This is a genomic window from Streptomyces chlorus, from assembly GCF_042655885.1.
GTDB classification, from domain to species: domain Bacteria; phylum Actinomycetota; class Actinomycetes; order Streptomycetales; family Streptomycetaceae; genus Streptomyces; species Streptomyces chlorus.
This window is the reverse complement of sequence record NZ_JBHSOA010000087.1, coordinates 1-23,017: the sequence shown is the minus strand read 5'-3', so window position 1 is coordinate 23,017 and position 23,017 is coordinate 1. Positions and strand designations below refer to the sequence as shown.

18 protein-coding genes and 1 pseudogene are annotated in these 23,017 nt (G+C 70.0%); 11 read left to right on the top strand and 8 right to left on the bottom strand.

Annotation, left to right across the window (positions count from 1 at the left end; all coding sequences use genetic code 11):
* Positions 1 to 389: 389 nt before the first annotated feature.
* Entirely contained in the window at positions 390 to 773 is a 384-nt protein-coding gene (locus ACFPZI_RS30885) for a hypothetical protein (RefSeq protein WP_381370020.1), read from the bottom strand.
* 180 nt (positions 774 to 953) lie between these two features.
* On the opposite strand from ACFPZI_RS30885, the gene ACFPZI_RS30880 reads away from it, so the two are divergent.
* The 7 genes and pseudogenes from ACFPZI_RS30880 to ACFPZI_RS37325 form a co-directional block, all read left to right on the top strand.
* On the top strand, positions 954 to 3,881 hold the full coding sequence (locus ACFPZI_RS30880) for a Tn3 family transposase (RefSeq protein ID WP_381370017.1): 2,928 nt from the start codon (positions 954 to 956) through the stop codon (positions 3,879 to 3,881).
* A gap of 16 nt (positions 3,882 to 3,897) precedes the next feature.
* On the top strand, positions 3,898 to 5,091 hold the full coding sequence (locus ACFPZI_RS30875; RefSeq protein ID WP_381370015.1) for a tyrosine-type recombinase/integrase: 1,194 nt from the start codon (positions 3,898 to 3,900) through the stop codon (positions 5,089 to 5,091).
* Positions 5,088 to 6,740 carry a tyrosine-type recombinase/integrase gene (locus ACFPZI_RS30870; protein WP_381370012.1) on the top strand — a complete coding sequence of 551 codons (1,653 nt, stop codon included), beginning with the start codon at positions 5,088 to 5,090 and terminating at the stop codon, positions 6,738 to 6,740. The genes ACFPZI_RS30875 and ACFPZI_RS30870 overlap by 4 nt, the downstream gene beginning before the upstream one ends.
* Before the next feature lie 160 nt (positions 6,741 to 6,900).
* Entirely contained in the window at positions 6,901 to 7,401 is a 501-nt protein-coding gene (locus ACFPZI_RS30865; protein ID WP_381370009.1) for a hypothetical protein, read from the top strand.
* A 73-nt stretch (positions 7,402 to 7,474) separates the two neighbouring features.
* Positions 7,475 to 8,311: a transposase family protein gene (locus tag ACFPZI_RS30860; protein ID WP_381370006.1), complete on the top strand. Its 837-nt coding sequence runs from the start codon at positions 7,475 to 7,477 to the stop codon at positions 8,309 to 8,311.
* A 72-nt stretch (positions 8,312 to 8,383) separates the two neighbouring features.
* Positions 8,384 to 8,926: a hypothetical protein gene (locus ACFPZI_RS30855; RefSeq protein ID WP_381370003.1), complete on the top strand. Its 543-nt coding sequence runs from the start codon at positions 8,384 to 8,386 to the stop codon at positions 8,924 to 8,926.
* Between the two features lie 78 nt (positions 8,927 to 9,004).
* A pseudogene (locus ACFPZI_RS37325) lies at positions 9,005 to 9,196 on the top strand (DUF7660 family protein); the annotation flags it as partial.
* Here ACFPZI_RS37325 and ACFPZI_RS30850 read toward each other — a convergent pair.
* The 6 genes from ACFPZI_RS30850 to ACFPZI_RS30825 form a co-directional block, all read right to left on the bottom strand.
* A complete protein-coding gene (locus ACFPZI_RS30850; protein WP_381370000.1) occupies positions 9,116 to 12,226 on the bottom strand; it encodes a Tn3 family transposase in 3,111 nt (1,036 codons plus the stop codon). The pseudogene ACFPZI_RS37325 and the gene ACFPZI_RS30850 overlap by 81 nt on opposite strands.
* 295 nt (positions 12,227 to 12,521) lie before the next feature.
* Complete coding sequence (locus ACFPZI_RS30845) at positions 12,522 to 13,115, bottom strand: YbhB/YbcL family Raf kinase inhibitor-like protein (RefSeq protein WP_381369997.1); 594 nt, start codon at positions 13,113 to 13,115, stop codon at positions 12,522 to 12,524.
* Positions 13,116 to 13,220: 105 nt separating this feature from the next.
* On the bottom strand, positions 13,221 to 15,050 hold the full coding sequence (locus ACFPZI_RS30840) for a glycoside hydrolase family 15 protein (RefSeq protein ID WP_381369994.1): 1,830 nt from the start codon (positions 15,048 to 15,050) through the stop codon (positions 13,221 to 13,223).
* Positions 15,051 to 15,333: 283 nt separating this feature from the next.
* Entirely contained in the window at positions 15,334 to 16,011 is a 678-nt protein-coding gene (locus tag ACFPZI_RS30835) for a class I SAM-dependent methyltransferase (protein WP_381369991.1), read from the bottom strand.
* Positions 16,008 to 16,511, bottom strand: a complete 504-nt coding sequence (locus ACFPZI_RS30830) for a hypothetical protein (protein WP_381369988.1) — start codon at positions 16,509 to 16,511, stop codon at positions 16,008 to 16,010. Before ACFPZI_RS30830 ends, ACFPZI_RS30835 begins: the two co-directional genes overlap by 4 nt.
* 2 nt (positions 16,512 to 16,513) lie before the next feature.
* The gene (locus ACFPZI_RS30825; protein ID WP_381369985.1) at positions 16,514 to 17,947 is read right to left on the bottom strand and encodes a molybdopterin-dependent oxidoreductase; all 1,434 of its coding nucleotides are present in this window, start codon (positions 17,945 to 17,947) and stop codon (positions 16,514 to 16,516) included.
* Between the two features lie 210 nt (positions 17,948 to 18,157).
* Between ACFPZI_RS30825 and ACFPZI_RS30820 the strand changes: the two genes are divergently transcribed.
* Positions 18,158 to 18,613 (top strand): GtrA family protein, encoded by a 456-nt coding sequence (locus ACFPZI_RS30820; RefSeq protein ID WP_381369982.1) that lies wholly within the window; start codon positions 18,158 to 18,160, stop codon positions 18,611 to 18,613.
* 35 nt (positions 18,614 to 18,648) lie between these two features.
* Here ACFPZI_RS30820 and ACFPZI_RS30815 read toward each other — a convergent pair whose 3' ends face one another.
* Positions 18,649 to 20,019, bottom strand: coding sequence for a glycosyltransferase 87 family protein (locus ACFPZI_RS30815; protein WP_381369979.1), 1,371 nt, complete (start codon positions 20,017 to 20,019; stop codon positions 18,649 to 18,651).
* A gap of 81 nt (positions 20,020 to 20,100) precedes the next feature.
* On the opposite strand from ACFPZI_RS30815, the gene ACFPZI_RS30810 reads away from it, so the two are divergent.
* The 3 genes from ACFPZI_RS30810 to ACFPZI_RS30800 all read left to right on the top strand — a co-directional run bounded on the left by ACFPZI_RS30810 (position 20,101) and on the right by ACFPZI_RS30800 (position 22,705).
* Entirely contained in the window at positions 20,101 to 21,159 is a 1,059-nt protein-coding gene (locus ACFPZI_RS30810; protein WP_381369976.1) for an NAD-dependent epimerase/dehydratase family protein, read from the top strand.
* Between the two features lie 173 nt (positions 21,160 to 21,332).
* A complete protein-coding gene (locus ACFPZI_RS30805; RefSeq protein WP_381369973.1) occupies positions 21,333 to 22,031 on the top strand; it encodes a glycosyltransferase family 2 protein in 699 nt (232 codons plus the stop codon).
* Between the two features lie 14 nt (positions 22,032 to 22,045).
* A complete protein-coding gene (locus tag ACFPZI_RS30800; RefSeq protein WP_381370023.1) occupies positions 22,046 to 22,705 on the top strand; it encodes a TIGR04282 family arsenosugar biosynthesis glycosyltransferase in 660 nt (219 codons plus the stop codon).
* The last annotated feature ends 312 nt before the right edge of the window (positions 22,706 to 23,017 follow it).

Sequence of the window (23,017 nt, the reverse complement as noted above, 5' to 3'; positions counted from 1 at the left end):
CGACATCGGACAAACCCGCTGGCCACAAACCTGAAACGGTGACCCGCGAAGTCCGGGCCTAGACGGTCGTGCGGCGTGGTCGTGTGGCTCAACGACTACGCCGCGATATCGAACACATGTGTTTCGGTCGGGTCCGGAATCCCGAGATAGTGCGCGCGTCGGCAGGTGGAGGATGCATGGACCCGTCCGCCGTAACGGGCGTGCGAAGGAGAGTGGTTGGCCGAAACGCCGACGATGACGCTCGCGGCTGCCGCGAAGGTCGCTGCCGGAGCAGACGCGTTCAATCTCTGGGGGTCGTCCTTTCAGGGGGCAGCGGACAGCACAGATCGGGCCGCGGCGGGGATGCCGACGGCCTGGCGACGGATGCTCAGTTCAGGACGAGACGGAGATCAGGGGCTGAGGACGGTGAAGGCGACGGCTGGGAAGCGGCGGCCGTTGACCTGGAGGGCGAGCGAGTAGGAGCCCGGTGCAACCTTCCACCGTGCGGTCGAGCGCAACGGGTGCGCCTTGACGAGCCGCAGTTCCTGGCCCGGCTTGGCCGTGGCGCGGCGCAGGAAGGACACCTTCTCCCGCGGCCGGCCGTTCTGACCCGTGGTGGCGATCACGATCATCACGTGGACCGGAGCGGTCGTGGTGGCGGTGAGAGCGGCGGAGAAGTCCAGGGTGTCGCCCTCACGGAGTTCGGTGCGCTCCAGGATGAGCGGGGTGAGCGTGATGGGCGCGTCGTGGGCGTAGCCGAGGATGGCGTAGGCGGGCGGCCAGCCCTCCTTCAACTGGTTGCGCAGGGCGTTCCGGGCGAGGAGGCCCTGTTCTCCCGAAGCTACGGCGAAGTGACAAGTAGCTCTCTGTAGCGGATCTGGGGTGTGCTTGTCAGCGTTTTTGATCTTCTGGGCTCATGGGGGGGCCGTGCTCGGCGAGGTTGGTCCGGTCGTGACGACCGGAGGGAGCGCGGGGTGCGGCAGGAGTGGGAGCCGGAGGACCTGATCGAGGTCTGGACGCTGCTGGAGGAGGACCAGGAGCGGTTGCGGAACAAGTCGGGGGCGAACCGGTTGGGGTTCGCGTTGCTGCTGAAGTTCTTCGAGGTGGAGGCCCGGTTCCCGGAGGACTCCGGGGAGATCCCGGTGCCGGCGGTGTCGTACGTCGCCCAGCAGGTGAAGGTGGCCGCGGAGGAGTGGGCCGCGTACGACTGGTCGGGGCGGGCGATCAAGCGGCACCGGATGGAGATCCGGGGAGCGTTCGGCTTCCGTGAGTGCACGGAGGAGGACCAGGCCCAGCTCGCCGAGTGGCTGTCAGTCGAGCTGTGCGGGGTGGAGCTGAACCGGGACCGGCTCGCGGAGGCGGTGGTGGCCCGCTGCCGCAAGGACCGGCTGGAGCCGCCGGCCCCAGGACAGATCGCCCGGCTGGTGGGCAAGGCGGTCAGCACCTTCGAGGAACGGTTCTGCGCGGCCACCGTGGGCCGGCTGTCGGCGGCGACCCGGTCCCGACTGGACGACCTGATCGCCGAGGACGCAGACACGGACGCGGAGAGCGCGGGCGGCGGGGGCACGTTCTTCACCGAGCTGAAGGCGGACCCGGGTGCGCTGGGGCTGGACAGCCTGCTGGCGGAGGTGAACAAGCTCCAGCGGGTGCGCGGGCTTCAGCTTCCGCCGGAGCTGTTCGGGGACGTGTCGGGGAAGCTGGTGGCGGCCTGGCGGGCGCGGGCGGCGAAGGAGTATCCCTCGGATCTGCGGGCGGCGGCCGGGCCGGTGCGGTACACGCTGCTGTCGACGCTGTGCCATGTGCGGGAGACGGAGATCACCGACTCGCTGGTGGAGCTGTTCATCCAGCTCGTGCAGAAGATCAACACGCGGGCGGAGAAGAAGGTCGAGGGCGAGTTCAACAAGGAGCTCAAGCGAGTCCGCGGCAAGGAGGGCATTCTGCTGCGGCTGGCGGAGGCGGCGGTGGCGGAGCCGGGCGGCACGGTTCGCAAGGTGATCTATCCGGTGGCCGGGGAGTCCACGCTGAAGGCGCTGGCGGCGGAGGCCGCGGCGAACGAGGCGCGCTATCGGGCCCGGGTGCGTACGGTGCTGCGCTCGTCGTACTCGAACCACTGGCGGCGGATGCTCTCGCCGCTGCTGAACGCGTTGGAGTTGAAGTGCAATAACACCGCCTACCGGCCGGTGATGGACGCGATCGATCTGCTCAAGCGGTATCTGGACCAGCCCATCGCCAAGGAGGGGGCGTTCTTCGACGAGGCGGAGAAGATCCCGCTGGGTGGAGTGGTGCGCGAGGAGTGGCGCAAGGCGGTCGTGGATGAGCGCGGCCGGGTCGAGCGCATCCCGTACGAGCTGTGTGTGCTCGTGGCGCTGCGGGACGCGCTGCGGCGGCGGGAGATCTGGGTGCCGGGGGCGAACCGGTGGCGGAACCCGGAGGACGATCTGCCGCCGGACTTCGAGGACAACCGCGATGTGCACTACGACGCGATCCGCCAGCCGCAGGACCCGGAGAAGTTCATCGAGGCCCTTCAGAAGCGGCTGCGCGAGGCCCTGACCCGCTTCGACACCGCGCTGGAGCTGGGCACCACGGGCGGGGTGGACATCGTCCGTCGGCACGGTGAGCCGTGGATCAAGGTCTCGCCGCTGGGCAAGCAGGAGGAACCGGAGAACCTCGTCGCCCTGAAGGCGGAGATCGAACGCCGCTGGGGCACCATCGACCTGATCGACATCCTCAAGGAGGCCGAGTTCGCCACCGGCTTCACGTCCGAGTTCACCTCGGTCGCCACCAGGGAGGCGGTCCCGAAGGCGGTGCTGCGGCGCCGACTGCTGCTGGTGCTGTTCGCGCTGGGCACGAACATGGGCATCAAGCGGGTCGCGGTCACCGGCAAGCACGGCGAGAGCGAGGCCGTCCTGCGCCGGGTGCGGCACCTGTTCGTCAACCGGACCAACCTGCGCGCGGCGCTGGTGCGGCTGGTCAACGCCACCTTCGCCGCCCGCGATGCGGCGTGGTGGGGCGAGGGCACCGCGTGCGCGAGCGATTCCAAGAAGTTCGGCTCCTGGTCGTCGAACTTCATGACCGAGTGGCACCAGCGGTACCGCGGGCCCGGGGTGATGATCTACTGGCACGTTGAGAAGAAGTCGCTGTGCGTCTACAGCCAGCTCAAATCCTGCTCGGCCTCCGAGGTCGCCGCGATGATCGAGGGCGTGCTGCGGCACTGCACGGACGTGGAGATCGACCGGCAGTACACCGACACACACGGCGCGTCCATCGTCGGGTTCGCCTTCGCCCACATGCTCGGCTTCAACCTGCTCCCCAGGCTGAAGAACGTCGGCTCGGCGCGGCTGTACCGGCCAGCGGCCGGGGAGGACGAGAAGTGGCCGCACCTGGCGCCGGTGTTGTCGACCAAGACGATCGACTGGGACCTGATCCGCCAGCAATACGACCAGATCGTGAAGTACACCACCGCCCTGCGCCTAGGCACCGCCGAGGCCGAGCAGGTCCTGCGGCGCTTCACCCGCGGCGGGCCCAAGCATCCGACCTACCGGGCGATCGAGGAACTGGGCCGCGCAGTGCGTACGGCGTTCATCTGCGACTACCTCGCCGACGCGGACCTGCGGCGCGAGATCAACGACGGGCTCCAGGTCGTGGAGAACTGGAACTCCGCCAACCACGACTTGTTCTACGGCAAGGACGGCGACTTGACCGGCTCCGACAAGGAGTCCCAGGAGGTCTCCATGCTCGCCCTGCACCTGCTCCAGTCGGCGCTGGTGCACGTCAACACTCTGCTGCTTCAGGACATCCTGAGCGAGGAGACGTGGCAGAAACGGCTCACCGACGCCGACCGGAGGGCCCTGTCCCCACTGTTCTGGACCCACGTGAACCCTTATCTGGACACCTTCGAGTGACGCGTGAACCGGCGCCGTGGCGGTGGAGGTGCAGGTCTCGTTGGGCCATCCGAGCAGGCTCGGGGAGGCCGGTGTGCGGGTGGTCAAGGAACGCGATGGCAGTGTCGTACGGCGAGTGCGGTTGGTCGACGGGGACGGTGAACCGGTCACGGCGGCCTGCCGGTTCCTGGACCATCTGGTCGACCGGGGTTTCTCGCCGCACACGATCTGCGCGTACGCGTACGACCTGCGGCGGCTGTTCGCCTTCCTCGTCACTGAGCGCATGGACTGGCATGAGTTCCGGGGCCCGGACGCGCTGCGGCTGCTGGCATTCTTGCGGCGGGCACCGTCGCGTCGACCGGCCCAGCGGCTCGGCCTGACGGTGGTGGTCGGTGGCCCGGAGGCGCCGGGCAGCCTGCTCGCTCCGGCGACGGTGAACCGGATCCTGGCTGCCGTCTCCAGCTTCTACGACTGGGCGGTGGTCGCCGAGGAGTACGACGGCGACTCCCCCATGCAGAAGCGCCTTGACCCGGCGCTTGCACGGGTGCCGGACCGGCATCAGCCATTCATGGGCCGCGCGAGCCGTCAGCAGCCGACGCGCCGCACGGTGACGGTCAAGCAGCCGCGGCGACTGCCGCGTCCGGTGGACGAGGCGGTGCTGGAGCAGTTCATCGGCAGCCTGAAGCGGCTACGGGACCTGGCAATGTTCCTGTTGATGCTGGACGGCGGGCTGCGGCCGGGGGAGGTGCTGTCGCTGCACTTGGACGACATCTCCTACGGCCGGCGCCGGGTGACGGTCCGCAAGCGCGACGACCACCCGCGCGGGGTCCGCGGCAAGTCCCGCACTGAACGGGTCGTGGACCTGCACGAGCCCCGCACCCTGGACGCGGTCAGCCGCTACGTGATGCACGAGCGCCCGCTCGACGCGACCAGCCCGTTCGTGTTCCTGGTCGGTGGAAAGGGCACCCGCCGCCTGGAGCCGCTGGGCTACGACGCGGTGGTGCGGCTGTTCGCGCGGCGGCTGGACAAGCTCGGTCTGCGCACGCCGGAGACCACGCCCCACGCGCTGCGGCACACTCACGCCACCGCGATGTGGGAGGGCGGGATGCGGGAGTTGTCCCTGCAGAAGCGATTGGGACATGCATCGCCCGAGTCGACGAAGGTTTACACCCGCGTCTCCGACGAGGCCGTGCTGGCTGACTACACCCGCGCGCTGGAGAACAACCGGTGACCGCGCTCGCCCTGGCGCCCGCTCCAGAACCGGACTGCCGCCGGTGCCACGCGCCGAGAGAGGAGTACTTCGCCTGGGTCCGCGCGACGTTCGCCGATGCTCCGGCGTCGATCAAGTCCCGTCGCTACTTCTACAACCGCTTCCTCAAGCACTGGCCGGACTTGGAGGACTGGCTCGCCGAGCCCCTGCTGGTCCGCCTGGACCTGCACGGACGCCTCGCGCACGAGCCCGGCAAACGCATCGGGCCGTCCCACGAGGCAGGCCCCTACCTCGCCTACCTCTCGCTGGTGCACGGCATCCGGCTCGACGCCGACTACGTCCTCAGCCGGAACTTCGACAGCCTCTTCGTCCCCAAGGTCGCCGCCGGCCTCGGGCTGGACCTGGATCTGCTCGATTCGCTCTCCGCCCGCATGCTCCAGCTCGGCTACGCGCCTGTCAGCGGCCGGTCCGTCCTCACCTGGACCTTCACCCGCCTTCTGCTGATGCGAGGCGACCCCGATCTGCGCGCGATCCGGCTCGACGACCTCACCGCGCTCGCCGAAGAGATCAAACGCTACTGCGCCCGGCCGGAGGCCGGGTTCGTGCGGGCCAGCCATGTCTCCAACGCACGCCGCCGCATGCCCATGGACCAGCTCGCTGAGATCTACCAGAAGGCGTGTCTGACCAGGTTGCACGGCGTCCATGTGCTGCTGTTCAACATCGGGCAGGTCCCCGAGCCGCCGTTCCACGGCCTGAAGACCGCCGAACTCTGGCGAACCGAACTCACCCCTCCCGAGACACCGCCGGCGCTCGCCGCCCCGGTGACGCGCTGGCTGTCGGGACGGTTGCAGACCAGCGACCGCGCGGAGTCGGTCCGCCACTCACGCGACGCCTTCCGCTACTTCCTGCGCTGGCTCGCCCAGGCCCACCCTGACATCGACGCGATGACCCAGCTGGAGCGCCGACATGTCGAGGGCTTCATGGCCCACCTGCACGAACACACCAACGCCCGCACCGGACGGCCGCTGACGGCACGCTCCCGCTACACCTATCTCAGCCCGCTGCTTCAGTTCTTCCGCGAGACCAGCCAGTGGGGCTGGAACGATGTCCCGGGCCGACCACTCCTCGGCCGCTCGGACATGCCCAAACTCCCCTCAACACTGCCTCGGTTCATCCCCCGGGCCGAGTTGGACCGCCTCATGGAAGCGGTCGAGGAACTCCAAGACCCCCACCAACGAGCCGCTCTGCTTCTGCTGCGCTGGAGCGGTGCCCGGCGCGGGGAGATCGCACGGCTGACCCTGGACTGCCTGGACGCCTACCCCGACGGCTATCCACGGCTGCGGATCCCGGTCGGCAAGACCTACACCGAGCGCATGGTCCCCCTGCATCCCCAGGCAGCGGACGCGCTGCGCGAGCTGATCGACGCGGCCAAGGCCGCGAACGCCGCAGCCCGCCACGACGCATGGGCCCAGCGGCCTGTCCGCTACGTATTCATGCGGCGCGGAAAGCCCATGGGCCGGCACTTCCTCTACGAAGACGCCCTGGAAATCGCCTGCCGCAAGGCCGGACTCGTCGACGGCGACGGCCACCCCACCGTGACCCCCCACCGGTTCCGCCACACAGTGAGGAAGTTTCATCGTGATTCGTGCAGGTCAATGGCCCTGGTGTGACGGGCGGTTGGGCTGCTTGCGCATGTCACAAGCGTGATCGCGTCGGGGAGATCATCTGTCGTCCCGCTTCGGTCGTCTTCCTCGGATCTCCTGCACGCTGCGCACCGGTCCCCCTACCGTGCGTGCAGGGCCGCGACGGAAGGCCTGCGAAGGAGGGGGCATGGCCCAGAACCTGATGGTGTGGCTGCTGGAGCGCCGGGTGGTGCTGGAAGAACGCGCCGAGCAGCTGCGCAAGCAGCTGGCCGACACCGAGGCCGAAGTGACCCGATTGGGGGCCGCCGAGGTCGTCTACCAGCAGTATCAACAGGACGCCGACGCCGGGCACCCCGACGCCGCGGCCTGGCAGCAGGCCCTGGAAGAGGCCACCGGCGGCACGCCCGCGGCGCCCCCACGGCCCGCCGGCACGCCCGGAGCCGCGGGCCAGCTGCTGATTCCCCGCCACGGCCCCGACGCCGACACCGGCGACCTGCCCGCCGACTACCAGAAGATCATGGAGATCGTCGCGGGCGGTGACGGCCCGCTGCAGGCCAGGGACGTGGCCCGCCGGCTGGGGCTGGATGCGGTGCCGGCGAAGGTGGAGGCGGTGCGCGGGAAGCTGCGCAAGCTGGCCGAGCGCGGCTGGATCACCCGTACCCCGGCCGGACGCTACCTGCCCCGGTAGCCCGCGGCCCGGCCCCGCGCAAGGGCCGATTCCTGCCGTAACGAGCGTGCCCCCGGCGGGGGTTGGACGGTGTGTGAAGACCAAGTCCAGCCCCGCCGGGGGCGACATCAGCCTTGTCTACTCCGTCCGCCTGCCGCTGTCCACTTCGACCGTCAACCATGTGGCCTCTTTGATCCGCGCCCACCGCAGACAGATCCGCTCGCGGTGGCGCACGCTGAACGACGGGCGGATCGCGGTGATCGTGCTCGCCCACCTGCGCAACGACGAGCGTCTGGCCGATCTGGCCGGCGGCGCTTCGGTGTCGGCCTCCACGGTGCGGCGCTGGGTGCTGGAGGTGATCGGCCTGCTGGCCGCACGCGCCCCGCGTCTGGACCGCGCGCTGGCGAAAGTGGTCAAGGACAGCGGGTGCCTGGTGCTGCTGGACGGCACGCTGATCCGTACCCGGCGACGAACCGGTCGGGCGAACCGGAAGAACTACTCGGGCAAGCACAAGGCGCACGGCCTGCTCTTCCTCGCGCTGACCGATGCGAAGGGGCGGCTGCTGTGGATCTCCTCGGCCCGCCGCGGCGCCTGCAGCGAGATCACGGCCGCCCGCTACGAGAAGCTGTGCGCGCGGCTGCGGGAGTTTGAGCTGGGGGCGGTGGCCGACCTGGGTTTCGTCGGCCTGGACGACGGGGCCGAGGAACAGCCGGCGGTCATCACCGGGTTCAAGGCGAACGGCGGCAAGCGTCTGTCGCCGGCGAAGAAGGTCGTGAACCGGCTGATCAGCAGCCTGCGGGCACCGGTCGAGCACGGCTTCGCGAGCCTGAAGACCTTCCGGATCCTGACCAAGGTGCGCATGCATCCACGGCACGCGACCGCGCTGGTGCGGGCCCTGCTGGTGCTGACGCACCACCAGATGGCGCGGTGACCGGTGATCTCCCCGCCACGATCACCGTGATGAGCTGCGCGAGCACCCCAACGACTCGTCACACCAGGCCCGGTGACCTGCACGAATCACGATGAAACTTCCTCAGTAGGCACCCAGCTCGCCGAAGGCGGCGCCCAGATCCAGACCATCATGGCGATCCTCGGGCACCGCAACGCACAGATGTCGGCCACCTACTCCCACATCAGCGACCCCGTCCTGAAGGAGCAGTACGAGAAAGTCATCGCCGCCGGCGGACGGATCGCGGGCCCAGCCGCAGAGGAACTCCTGACCAGCCGGATCGGCGAAAACAGCCTGAACTGGCTCAAGACCAACTTCTTCAAAACCGAACTCGAACTCGGCCACTGCCTGCGGGCCCCCGCCGAGGGACCCTGCGAGTGCGACCTCTACCTCCGCTGCTCGAAGTTCCTCACCACCAGCGAGTACACACCGCGCCTGCGCTCCCGCCTCGCCCGCGAGCAGCAACTCGCCCAGGACGCCGTCGAACGCGGCTGGCCCCGCGAGGCCGAGCGGCACAACGCCATCGCCGACCGAATCCGCAACCTCCTCGCCGACCTCGGAGAGAGCACCGCACCCGGCCCTGACGACCACTGCTGACCAACCCATCCTCAACAGAGGAAAGCCGATCAGCCCCCACCTACAGGTCTGCCCGCGAACCCGTGCAAGATCTTCGCTATGAACTCGCTGAACGACACCACCTGGGTCACAACACGGGCGGACCTCGTCTCCTACATCAGACAGCTCAGCCAAGAGGCCGGGGTCCCTTCCAGCGGTTGGGAGAACCAATCACTGGACCGCTACCTCGAAACGCTCAGCTCCTGGACCAACGATATGGACGGCTACTTCATCAACCGCGGAGAGTCCGTTCCCGACCGGCCCGACTGGAGCTTGATCGCCAGCATGCTGAGGGCGGCTTGCTTCTACGAGTGAGCCCTCACTGTCCCAGAAATCGTCCAGATAAATGCGGATGTGGTCGTGGCCGAGCGGGGAGAGCCGGGCGAGGTCGGCGTCGGAGACGTGGTGGCCCTCGGCGCGGAGCTGGTTGACGGCCTCCTGGATATACACCGAATTCCACAGAACACAGGCATTCAGGATGAGTCCCAGGGTCGATAGCTGGTCTTCCTGCCCCTCCTTGTACTTCTGCCTCAGCTCGCCCTTCTGGCCGTAGAAGATGCGGCGGGCGAGTTCGTGGCGGGACTCCTGCCGGTTGAGCTGGGTGTTGACCTTCCGGCGGAAGAGTTCGCTGTGGTAATAGCGGGCGAGGAAGGCGGAGCGGTCCAGGAGGCCGATCTGCATGACTGCGCGGCCGAGCGGGCTGGGGCGGCCCTGGCCTGCTAGGACGGGCAGGATCTGGGAGGCGCGGACGGTGCCCTCGCGCAGGGAGCCGGCGAGGCGGAGCAGGTCGTCCCAATAGTCGGTGATGGTGCGCAGCCGGATGCGCCCGGTCGTGAGTGGGTTGAGCGGACCGTAGTCGGCCGGGGGGTCTGCGCGGTAAAGCAGGGTGTTCCCGGCGTCGGCCAGGCGCGGGGAGAACTGGTAGCCGAGGAGCCGGAACAGCCCGAAGATCATTTCGGAGGCGCCTGCGGTGTCCGTGGCGATCTCGGTGGGGTTCAGCGAGGTGGGCTGGTCGAGGATGCCGTCGAGCAGGTAGAGGCTGTCGCGGCGGGTGCCGGGGATGACGATGTGGTTGAAGCCGCTGTACTGGTCGGAGAGGTAGTTGTAGAGCGTGATGCCGCGGGCGGCGAAGTACTTCGGATTCGGCCCGGAGTTGAGGGCCCGTAGCGGGGTGGCGAAGCGCAGGCCGTCGGCGGAGGCGAGTTCGCCGCCGCCCCAGTGCCCGACGATGGGCAAGGTCGCCTGGTAGTCGACCAGGACCGCGTTGGCCAGGCGGAGGGTCTCGGCGCGCAGGTAGTTCTGCTCGACCCAGAACAGCTGGTCGCGGGAGCGGCCCGGCTCGTCCTCCGACACCATCGCCTGGATCCCGATGTTGCACGCCTCCGCCACAAGAACCGCCGCCAGCGAAATGATCAGTTGCTCGGCTCGGCTGCCGGCCTCGGAGACGTGGTGGAAGTGGTTCAGGAACCCGGTCCAGGCGTGGACTTCGAGGAGCAGTTCGGGGAGGTCGACGGTGGGGATACGGGCGTCGACCGCTTCGCGCAGCTCCTTCAGGCTGGCCGGCTCGGTGAGCTTGTCCAGGCCGGTGAGGATGAGGTGGTCGCGCATCCTGCCGTTCTCGGTGCGCTGCTCGATACGCACGTGCGGGTTGTCGGCGAGCCCGGCGGCCAGGCGCCGGTAGTCGTCGTCGAGTTCCCGGCACCAGCGTGTGAGATCGACTCCGGGTTTCTCCGACAGGCCCAGGCTGCGGCATACCCGGGTGCGGGCGCTTTCCCAGGCGGCATCCTCAAGCAGGGCTTTGCGTGGGTCGCCCCACTTGTCGAGGCCGGGCACGAACACGTTGTGACGGCGTAGAGCGCCGCGCAGGGCCTCGGCGGTGCCGACGATCCATGCGTGCTTGTCGACGCCGCCGGCGTGCTCACCCTCGGTGGGGAAAACGCGCATCTGCCAGGTGGGGGCGAGGTGGTCGGTGGGGACGGGAGGGAACAGCTCGCTCTGGCGGCTCTTGGCCAGGGTCCGCTCCAGCTTCGGCAGGAACTTCAGGGCCTCCATCAGCGGTCCTGCCTCCTCGACGCCCTCCAGGTCGAGGTGTTTCGCGAGGCGCCGTAGCGGCTGGTTGATGGTGCGGTAGCGGGCGGTCAGTTCGTCGGCGATGGTCTCGGCTTCGGGCCGGGCCAGTTCGCCGACGGTACGAGCGGCCTGGTGCATGGCGGTGATGTCGAGCACGTCGAAGCCGCTGCGGACGTCCTGCTCGGGGTCGGCCGCCGCGTGGCTGAGGGTGATCCACGCCTCGCGCAGCATCAGCGCGGCGGCGTCCAGGTCGCCCAGGGTGCGCATGCGCCGCTTGGCCGCCAGGTTCGCGGAGGTGCGGGCCAGGTCGGACATCAGCATGTCGAAGACCTCGATCGCCTCGTCCGCGGCCCGGGTGCGCATCGCGGCGGCGAACGCCACCAGAGTGGCCATCCGCCGAGGTTCGGCGAGGTCGGCGACGGCCTGGGCGCGGACCTGGGAGGCGTAGCGGGACAGCGCGTTGAGGCGGCTGGCGGGGATGTCGGAGAGGTCCCAGCCGGAAGCGCCGAGCTTGTTGAGCTCGATGAACCGGTCGATGGCCTTGCCCGCGCCGGGGCCGGTGATGTCGCGCGGAGAGCGGCGCAGCCGGTCCAGCTTGGAGGTGCGGCGCGTGTTCTCTACCGGCAGCAACGTTTCCAGGGCGGCACGCTGGGCGGGGGTCGGTTTGGCGGCCAGAGTGCGCCAGGTCTTGCGGTTGGTGCGCTCGCGGATGGAGGAGACCAGGCGTTCGAGGACGGTGGCACCGGGCAGCAGCACCTTGTTCTCGACCAGGTGCAGCGTGGCGAGGTCGAACAGGGCGATGGGGCGCTCGTTGCCCGACCAGCACCGGTCCCACAGCCAGCGGGCGAGCTTCCACCAGGCGTCGCCTTTGAGGTCGGTGTAGCCGTAGGCGTCCTCGATGGCACTCTGGTGGTCCCAGCGGGTGCGCTCGGCGCCGTACCCGGTCAGCACCGACGGGGAGTAGCCGAGCTGGTCGGCGATGTATTCGACGACCTCGGCGGGCGCGTGCTCGGGGTTGCCCAGGAAGGTGCCCAGGAACCGCACGGTGCCGAGCTGGACGGCGTAACCGAGTTGCGACCTCGCACCCCGGCAGGCCATCACCCGCCGCCGCGCGTCGCGGTCCAGGAGGAAGTAGCCAGCCAGCTGCCCGTCGTCCGGTACGGCGGCGAAGGTGCCGTAGTTGCAGCGCTGTTCGTCGGTCAGGAACGCCACCGGCCCGGTCCCTCCATCGCTTCTCCGGCGCTGTGACGGCGTTCACCTTAAGTCACATGATTGGCAGGGGCGGAACCCGGGGCAGCGCGGAGCTGACGGCAGGTACGAGGTGGCGGTCACCTGTCCTTGCAACGGGCGGTGTTGTCCAGGCAGGTGATGAAGCCGCTGGCCGGGTCGAGGGTGAGCAGGGCCCGGCCGGGCCTCGGCCAGCCTGTCACATTACGGACTTACGCGATCTTTCAGACAGCTTCACGACGCCCGGCTATGTTGGGTTGCCTGATCGCTGAATCTTGCGTCAGTGGCGTGTGTAGGGGACCACGAGCACCGCCGAGGCGAAGGCTCGTCGCTTGATCTCCTGCAGGGTCCGGGCAGGCGGCGTGCTGCCGTCGAAGGAGGTGGGCATCGGTTCGTGGAGCGCGTACAGGGTCAGCTGGTACCTGTGGGTGCTGCCGTGAGGTGGGCATGGTCCGTCGTAGGTGGCCTCCCCGAAGTCGTTGAGTGCCTCACGGGCGCCTGGGAGAAGGTGGTGGGCGCCGATTCCGTGGGCACTTGGGGGGATTCCGAGCTGGAGCCAGTGAATCTTGTGGATATCGAGGTCGACCATGGTCAGGGCGAGTTCCCGTGTTCCGGTCGGCACGTTCGCGAAGTTCAGGCCTGGCGAGTAATCCCTTGGATCGTCGCAGGTCATGAGCGAGGTGAACGCTCCGGTGCGGTCGAATCCCTGTCCCCGGGTGAGGGTGAGGGGTCCGGCGGGCGCAGTGGTGGTGCGCGTGGTGGCCGTGGAGGACGTGTGTGCGCCGGGGGCAGGCTCTGATGTGCCGGAGCAGGAAGCGCACGCCAGCAGTGCCGCCGTGGCCGCGACGGTTGCCAGGGTTGGGTGTCCGCGCATGCGGCCCACTGTAGAGAGGCGGGTGCGCAGGATGAGTCATCCACGCTGGTCCGCCCCTCCCAGCGGCGTACGTGCGGCAGTCCCGATCCGTGTCGGGGACCGGTCTTACTCCATTCCTTGCGATGGGGGCTGCTGCCCGGCGTCGCGGATGGCACGGGCGGCGTTGATGAGTCCGATGTGGCTGAAGGCTTGGGGGTAGTTACCGAGGGCTTCTCCCGTGGCGGGGTCCGTCTCCTCGGCAAGCAGGCCGACGTCGTTGGCGTGTGCGAGAGCGGCCTGGAACACCTGCCGTGCACGGACGACATGACCGGTCAGGGCGAGAGCGTGGGCGAACCAGAAGGTGCAGAGCAGGAAGGCTCCTTCCGCTTCCTCGATCTCGTCGCCGAGGTAACGGCGGACTAGGCCGTTGCGGTCGGCGAGCTGGGTGGCGACGGCGAGCACGGTGGACTGGACACGAGGGTCCTGCGGAGGCAGGAAGCCGACGATGGGCAGCATCAGCGCCGAGGCGTCCAGTTCGTCACTGCCGAACGCCTGGGTGAAGGCGCCCGAACGGGGGCTCCAGCCGCGCTCTTCGATGGCTTGGCGGACGTTGTCTCGCTCGTGGCGCCAGTGGGGTACGCGTTCGTGGGCCTGAAGGGCGGGGGCCATGGAGATGGCGCGGTCCAGGGCGACCCAGCACATCAGTTTCGAGTGCAGGAAGTGTCTGCTCGGTCCGCGCCTCTCCCAGATGCCCTGGTCGGGCTCGGTCCAGCGACGGGCGGCTGTGTCGGCCGCTTGGACCAGGAAGGCGCGGGTGGGCGGGTCCAGGCGCTCCCCGGGTGGGAGGCACTCGTGGGCGGCGTCGAGGAGTTCGCCGTAGACGTCGAGTTGGCGTTGGCGCCAGGCGTCGTTGCCGATCCGAACGGGGCCGCTGTTGCGCCAGCCGGTCAGGTGGGGCAGGAGCCGCTCGCTCAGATCGTGTTCTCCGCCGATGCCGTACATGATCTGCAGGTCGACGCCGCGGTCGAGTTGAGCTGCCGCCGCCCGGGCGAGGAAGCTGAAGAACCGGTTCTTCTCTTTCTCGCAGGCGGCCGTGGCGAGCGCTTGCAGGGTGAAGCTCGCGTCGCGGACCCAGGTGTAGCGGTAGTCCCAGTTGCGCATCCCGCCCGTTTTCTCGGGCAGGGAGGTGGTGGCCGCGGCGACGATGGCCCCGGTGGGAGCGAAGGTCAGGGCTCGCAGCACGCGTCCGCTGTGGCCCACCTCGTCCTGCCAGGGGCCGACGTAGCCGCGGTGAAGTTTCGACCAGGAGCGCCAGCCTTTGATGGTGTCGGACATGCGGTGCCGGATCCGCCCCGCCCGCCAGCCCACCGACTCTCTTTCCCACGTCGACCCGACGTGCAGGGCGAACCCGAGGCGGTGCCCCGCCGAGAGCGGGATGCTGCCGTGCGCGGTGGAGCCGCTCACTCGCAGGTCGACGGGGCTCGACAGCAGCAGCACATGGGCGCCCCCGTACGCCGCGAGCCCGCCTCGCACGGCTGAGAGGAGTGGGTGGACGAGTCCGAACTCCGGACGCGGCGCGTAGGCGATCTCGATGTTCACGCTCCCTTCGGTGCAGGTGATCTGCCGTAGCAGCGTTCCGGGGGACGCGGTGCCGAGCGCGTGCCCGCGTTCGCGCCGTCCCAGGGCAAGGGCATCCCGCAGGACCGCCGTGCCCCCGGTCGTGCGGAAGACCGTCTCCAGAACGAGGGTGTCCTCGATGTAACGGCGGCTGATGTCGACCGGGCCGGCAGGGCGGATGGACCAGTGGCCGGCGTCCTCGTCGAGGAGCCGGGCGAAGATCGCCGGGCTGTCGAACCGGGGCAGGCACAGCCAGTCCACCGAGCCGTCGGAGGTCACCAGCGCGGCCGAGCGGCAGTCGGACAGCAGGGCGTGGTCACCGATCGGCCGCGTACTCATGCGTGGCAGCCCGTCCACCTTGGGCCGGACGCGGCCCGGCCAGGACGACGTGAGCAGTTGCCTGCGCCGCAGGTCTCTCCAGGTGCCTGACAGGTGTCATGGATCCCAGCCTCCCTGAACAGCGGATTCACCTCCAGCCAATCAGCACGATCGGCGCATCGCACGTGCCAGTTGCCGGTTGCCCCGACCGGGTGGCACGGCCTGGTGCCGCGCCCCGCGCTCGGCGTCTGGTCGGCGTACGGCGTGTCTCCCCGCTGCCGCGTGGCGAGGCGGCCCCGCGTCATCAGCGAGGCCCCGAGGCCGAGTCCTGGCGGCCGAGGGCGAGGAAGCGTCGGTGGCTGTATCTCCACTGGTCGGTGACGCTGAGGTCAAGGTTCTCGGCGATTCTGTGGAGTGCTGGTGCTCCCAGACGTGCCCAGGCAAACGGCGGGCCTTCGTGGCCATGGATGTCTTCGAAGCGGGCGGTGCAGCGCTCCTCGACGTCGTCGGGGTCGACCTCGACGAGGAGAAGCCCCGTCGGGGCGGTGAGCTGGATACAGCGGTCCAGCAGGGCGCGCGGGTCGCCGCCTATGCCGATGTTGCCGTCGATGAGCAGGACGGTCTGCCAGTCTCCCTCGGCCGGTAGCCGGTCGAACACCGATCGGCACAGTGCGATTCCGCCGAGAGCGATGGTATGGGCCGCCGCGCGGGGGGTTACGTCGACGCCGAGCGCGAAGACTCCGCGGCCCAGCAGTGCCCTGCACAGCCGGCCCGGTCCGCAGCCGACGTCGAGAACGGGGCCGACGCAGCGATTGAGCACGGATTCGTCGGCCACGGTGGGATGCGCGTACCAGCGATGCACAGGCATCCGGATCCGGCACCCGTCCTCCAAGCGTAGGTACACCGGTCCGTGGCCGGTGTGCAGGGCGAGCGCATAAGGGTCTCCCCCGGCGCAGGGCGAGCTGTCCTCGTCGGTCGTCACGATGCAGCGTCGTGACCTGGTGCAGGTCGTTCCTCGTCGGCGTGGGCGGCCCGTCGGACGCGGCGGAGCTTGAGAGCGAAGGCCACGGCGGAGGCGGCGAAGAGCACGGCGGTGATGGCCAGCCACCGGCCGAGGTAGACGTCCATGGACAATCTGGTGGCACCGGGGTAGGGGGTCGAGAGGGCGAAGATGAGGGGGAACCAGACGAGCAGGAGCACACCGGAGAGAAAGGTGGGCACGCGCAGGTAGTTGATCCACGGTGGTTGTGGCATGCGGGTGGCGCGATGTTGCAGGACAGCGTGTGCCGACAGGTCGGCGAGTGAGTACAGGGGCAGCAGGATCAGGTCGTGGAGGATCGCCGCGCCGACGAACCAGATCGCGACCTCGAGCGGACGGACGGCGAACAGGCGTACCAGGGCGTAGCCGGTGATGGCGAACGAGGCGATCAGGGCGAGCAGGTGGAGGGGGCCGGAGCCGTACCAGCGCATGAAGCGTGCCATGGTCAGGTCCTGAAGGTGAGCCGGTGTACCCACTTGGTGTTGTTCACGCCGGGGTTGGCCGGGACGATGACGCGGGCTGGGTAGCCGTGGTCGAGTGAGAGGTCCGCGCCGTTGACGCGCAGGGCGAGCAGCGATCGGGGGTCGTGGATCTGGTTGCCCCGCAGTACCACCGAGCTGTAGGGGCCAGGTGGTTGGACGGATTGCACCAGGACGCTTCCGGCGTCGGGGAGGCCTGCCAGGGCGGCGAGATCGGCCAGTCGAAGGCCGCTCCACTGCTGGTTGGGGGTGGACCACCCTTCCACGCAGGCGATCGGCAGTGCGGCGGCGTGCTGGGGCATCGCGAGGAGCTGTGCGCGGGTGAAGACGAGCGTCGGACCGGGGCCGTGGATCTCCAGCCGCCAGTCGGGGCCGACGTGCGCGGGGGTGACGCCGACGGAAGCGGCCGTCTTGTTGATCTGGAAGCCGTTCGGGCCGCTGCCCGGAGTACGGTTGTGCGGCGCGAGGAGGGCGGTGCTGCGCAGCCGGCCGCCGATGCTCTGTCCTGCGGTGACCACGAGGAGGAGCAGCGATCCGCCCCCCACCATGGCGAGCGCGCCGCGCCGGGTCATGGTCGGCGGCGCGGGAGCGGTCGGGACCAGGCCGTCGGGGTCGGGGGGTTCTGGCCGGGTGTGGGCGAGGTCGGTGCGCAGTTCTGCGGCCAGGCTGCGGGAGCGCAGGGCGCGGGTCATCCGGCCGAGTCTGAGGCTCACGTGGACGACGAAGGCGGCGATGAACACCCAGGCGCCGTAGAAGTGCAGGGTGTAGAAGGAGCCGGGAAAGACGTAGAAGAGCTGGATGTTGATGATGCCGGTGACGAATTCGAAGATCACCCCGCCGACCAGCATGAGCAGGGACAACCGCTCCAGCCCGTGGGCGACGGAGCGGACCGGCAGCCACTCGAACAGCTTCGGGATCACTGACCACAACTTGGCCAGCAGGACGGGCACGAGGACCACGCCGAGCGTCACGTGCACGCCCTGGGTCAGCCGGTACAGCCAGTAAGGACGAGTGGGCCAGTCGAAGAGGTAGAAGCCCAGCAGGTCCTTGTCCGGGGTCTGGTCGTTGACGCGGCCGAGCCCCGGGTTGTAGGAGGCGTAGGAGAGCATCCCGGTGACGAAGATCAGCGGGATGCCGATCAGCAGCACCAGGCCGAACACGGACGTCAGCCAGGGTCCGCGGAGGGGACTGCGCCAGAAGCCGGGACGGAACGGCCCCGGGGGCGGAGGAGTCTGCTCGACCCGCCGCACCAGGGCCCGGGTACGAGCGGCCCCCTTGGTGGCCCGCGCCGCCACGGCAGCGCGAACGCGCTTGAGGCGCCCCTGTACGTGATCCTCGTCCGATCTCGGGCGTTGCGGCCCGCCGGAGCCCGGGGTCGGCGGCCGTCCGTCACTGCCCATCGGCCGCCTCCTCTGTCCCAGGCCGACTCTCAAAGGGGTGGGTCGAACCCCATCGCGCCGTCGGTGCCTGCCAAGTCGTCAGCTACAAACTGGCACAGATCGGGTCGGCTTTCCGTGTCTGGCGTGCATGCGGGTGTCCGTCGCCAGCCGAACGGTTGAACCGGCGCTCCGCACGGCTCGACGGTCGCACGGTGGCCTCATGATGGTGGGGTGCGACGCCTCAGCGCACGGCACAGCGTACGGCGCAGCGCCTCCACCCGGCCCGGCCGCACCGCGCTGACCAGGGAAGTGTTCTGGTTCGTCGTGATCGGTGTCGCCTCCACGGGGGCCCAGGCCTTGCTGTACTGGGTGCTGCGTCACTGGTCGCCGCCCATCCTGGCCAATTTCGCCTCCCTTCTTGTCGTCACCGTCCTCAACACGGAGGCCAACCGCCGGCTGACCTTTCGCGGGTCCGCGGTCCGGGTCCTCCAGGCGCATGGGGCCGCAGGTGGCCTGTTCGTCCTGGCGTATCTGGTCACCTCGGGCGCTGTCCTGCTCTTCCGCCACTACCGGCCCACCGCCTCACCAGCGGCGGAGACCCTGGTGCTCGCACCGAGCTTCGCCCTGGTGACCGTGGTGCGCTTCACCGTCCTGCGGATGGTCGTCTTCAGACGCCGCCACCGATGACCCCCTCGCTCCCGATATGGCCGACATGCCTGCCCTCACGCACCGTCCCGCCGCCTGTCTCCGCCGCTGCGCGCCCGGACGAGTGCACCAGCGAGCACCGTCACGGCGGCCATCCCGTACGCGGTGGCCTGAACGCCCTGCGGCTGCAGTCCGTCCGCGACATACAGCACGGTGCCCGCGGCAGCGACGGCGAGCCACTCCCATGGGCCACCCATGGCCACGAGGGCCACGACGAGCAGCGCATACCAGTAGTACGCGGGCGAGGTGAGCAGCAGCGCAGTGCCTGCGACCAGCAGCGATCCGTGCCACGGCCGCTCCGGATCGCCGCGCCGCAGGACGTACCAGGCACTGAGCGCCACCAGTGCGACGGCGGCCGGAGCGGCCCACGCGTCCGGCAGCACCAGCCGCAGCAGCGCGAACCGGCTAACGTTGCCCGGCTCGTACCCCTCCTCCCGCAGATAGCCGGGCAGATAGCCCAGGACCGCGGAACCGGACGCCAGCAGGTACGGGAGATAGGCGAGCGCCACGACACCAACGGCGGCGAGCAGCACGCTCGCCGTCTCCCGCCCCCTGGCCCGCAGGCCAGGCCCGGGGGCCAGCACCCCCGACAGCGCGCCCGGAAGGGCGAGCACGGGTAGCAGTTTGACGGCGATCGCCGCCCCGAGCAGCGCTCCACGGCGTGCTCCTGCGGCCGTGCCGAGCGCGGCCACCGTGAGGAGTACCCCGAGCGTGTCCACATGGGCGTCGTTGACTGCGGCGAACGGCACCGCCGGGCACCATGCCCACAGTGCCACCTGCCGCGTGTCACGACACGTACGCCGCTGCACCAGCAGCAGCGCCACCGTCGTGGCGACGGCGAGCACCGCACCGGCGAGTTGCAGTGGCTTATGCCGCCCGCCTGCTGGGGAGACCGCGTGCACCAGCAGGAACCATCCCTCGGCCACGGGCGGGTAGATCGTGTGTTCGGACGGCCTGTTGATGTGCGTGCACACACCCGCCACGGAGTGGAGGTCCCACCCATGGCACGCGGTTCCGGCGGGGAAGAGCCAATGATCACGCAACCGGGCAAGCTGTGGCGCGTCCGGTGGGTAGGCGTACGGGGAGACTGCTGCGGCCTGCACGCGGCCGTCCCACGCGTAGCGGTACATGTCGTCGCTGGTGCGCGGCGGAGCCGAGAGCGCCGCCGCGCACAGGGCGATCCCGCCGGCCAGGATCAGCGCCACGGCGGTGCGCACCGGCACGCGGCGCACCATCCACGCCGCTCCGGCGAACAGCACCCACGCGGCGGCATACCAGTACAGCAGCGCAGCCGGATGGCCGAGATCACCGCCTGAGCGGACCGTCGCGGCGACGACGGCAACGAGGGCGGCAAGCAGTACCGTGGCGCAGAGCGTGCGTACTCCCACACCCGCCACAGTGGCAGCTGCGAACACGCCGGCAGGCCCCGCGGCGCCGCGTGTCCGGATCCAGCCCGTAGCCTCGAAGGCATGCTCGTCCTCGTCACAGGAGGGGCCGGGTTCATCGGCTCCCACGTCATCCGGGCTCTCGTCGAGACCAGGCACGGGGTACGCGTGCTGGACGTGCGGCCCCCCGAGCCGCCGCAGCTCCCGCCCGGCGTCGCGTTCGTGCGCGGCGACGTGCGGGACCAGGCGGTGGTCGAGGAGGCGCTGCGCGGGGTGGACGCGGTCTGTCACCAGGCGGCGATGGTCGGCCTGGGCCGGGACTTCGACGACGCGCCTGCCTACGTGGGGTGCAACGACCTGGGCACCGCCGTCCTGCTCACGGCCCTGGCCCGGCTGCGGGTGCGCGAACTCGTCCTGGCCGGCTCGATGGTGTACTACGGCGAGGGCCGCTACGCATGCGCCCGCCACGGGGCCGTCCGGCCCGGCCCACGCCAGGTCGTCGACCTGGATGCCGGGCGGTTCGAGCCCGTCTGCCCACGCTGCGGCGATCCGCTCACCCCCGGCCTGGTGCCAGAGGACGCGCCACCCGACCCGCGCAACGTCTACGCGGCAACGAAAGTCGCCCAGGAGTACCTGGCTGCTGCCTGGGCGCGGGCCACCGGCGGCCGGGCGGTCGCCCTGCGCTACCACAACGTCTACGGGCCGGGCATGCCGCGCGACACCCCCTACGCCGGGGTGGCCTCGCTCTTCCGCTCCGCGCTCGCGCGCGGCGAGCCGCCCCGGGTCTTCGAGGACGGTGGCCAGCGCCGCGACTTCGTCCATGTCGCCGACGTGGCCGCCGCCAACCTGGCGGCGCTCGACGCGGTCGGCGCCGCGATCCCGGCAGGGACACTGCGCGCCTACAACGTCGGCAGCGGCAGCCCGCACACCGTGGGCGAGATGGCCACCGCGCTCTCCGCGGCCTGCGGCGGGCCCGAGCCGGTGGTGACCGGCGAGTACCGGCTGGGCGACGTCCGCCACATCACCGCCTCCTCGTCACGGCTGCGCAAGGAACTCGGCTGGCTGCCCCAGGTACCGTTCGCCGTCGGCATGCGGGAGTTCGCGAAGGCCCCCCTGCGCGGCCAGGCATCGGCGCCTCGGTAAGGCGCGTGCGGGAGACGGCCTCGAACCCGCAGCCGCTGGAGACGTTGGGGGCCCTCATCGGACGGAAGCGCCCGGCGGCCGAACCGCGCCAGCGGGCATCGAAGACGGCGCGGCGGCGCGAATCAGGTGAGATCCGGGCGCGTTATCCCATTTCTCTCCGTACGCTGAAAGACGTGACCGATAGGCATCGGCCCCTGGCGGACGTCGTACTCCCGTGCCTCAACGAAGCGGCCGCCCTGCCCTGGGTGCTGGAGCGGATCCCGCCCGGCTGGCGAGCCATTGTCGTCGACAACGGCTCGACCGACAGCTCCGCCAAGCTCGCAGCGTCGCTGGGCGCGCACGTCGTCGGCGAACCGGTACGCGGCTTCGGCGCCGCCTGCGCGGCCGGGCTGCGCGCCGCCACCGCGCCCGTGGTCTGCTTCTGCGACTGCGATGCCTCCCTCGACCCGGGGCTGCTGCCGTCCCTCGCCCAGCCCGTCCTGGACGGTGAGGCGGACCTGGTGCTCGGGCGGCGCAGGCCGACGACGCACGGCGCCTGGCCGATGCACGCCCGGCTCGCCAACCGCGAGCTGGCCCGGCTGATCCGCCGCCGCACCGGCCTGCACCTGCACGACCTCGGCCCAATGCGGGTAGCCCGCCCGGAGGCCCTGCTCGACCTGGACCTGACCGACCGCCGGTCGGGCTACCCGCTGCAGATGATCGTCCGCGCCGCCGACGCCGGATGGCGGGTGCGCGAGGTCGACGTGCCGTACTACCCGCGCGCCGGCCGTTCCAAGGTCACGGGTACCTGGCGTGGGACCTGGTACGCGGTGCGCGACATGCGCGCGGTGCTCAGCGAGCCGCCGCGGAGCCCGGCGGGAGCACTCCGGTGAGCGGCCCGGCCGGGATGACGCCCGAGAGCGCGGACGGACTGACCGCGCTGTTGGTGATCGCCAAGGAGCCGCGGCCTGGGCACGTCAAGACCAGGCTCACCCCGCCGTTCACCCCTGCACAGGCGGCCGCTCTGGCGGAGGCAGCGCTCGCCGACACCCTCGAGACCGTGCTGCGCTGCCCGGCCCGCCGCCGAGTGCTCTTCCTGGACGGCGCGCCCGGACGCTGGCTGCCGCCTGGTATCGAGGTGGTCCCGCAGGCATCCGGCGGCCTGGACAAGCGGCTGGCCGCCGCCTTCGCCGCCGTAGCGGACGGCCCCGCCCTGCTGGTCGGCATGGACACCCCACAGCTCACCCCGAAGCTCCTCGCCCCCGTACTGGATCCCGGCGCATGGCGGGGGTGCGACGCGTGGTTCGGCCCTGCGGAGGACGGCGGGTTCTGGGCGCTCGGCCTGGCTGCACCCGACCCAGCGCTGCTGCAAAACATCCCGATGTCCACCGCATACACCGGCGCCGCCCAGCGCCACCGCCTCACCAGGGCGGGCCTTCAGGTACGCGACCTGCCACTCCTGCGCGACGTGGACACAGCACCCGACGCGGCCGAGGTGGCGGTCACGGCGCCGGGATCGAGGTTCGCCACACTCTTGAAGCGCTACTCTCACGGCCTGGTCTCCTGAGCCGGAGATTCGTCGTTGGTCTCGCTGCCGCGCAGCCCCGATGAGCAGGCCGCTGCTACCGATTCCGCCCCCACTGTCATTCGACCTGCACCCACGACTGTCACATCATGTGACACCAAACTGCACTCTCTGCGCGGTTCCTACTCGACCCCCGAGTACCTGCCCGTACGCGACTCTGCTGCGCAATTCGCGAGTCAGGCCGTGAGTCGGTAGGCGAGGCGTTCGAGGCGGCTGCTGCGGGGGCGGTGTTGGTCGTGACCGGTCCAGTAGGCGTCGAGTCTGACGACGTTGAGGGCGGTTGCGGAGAAGGCG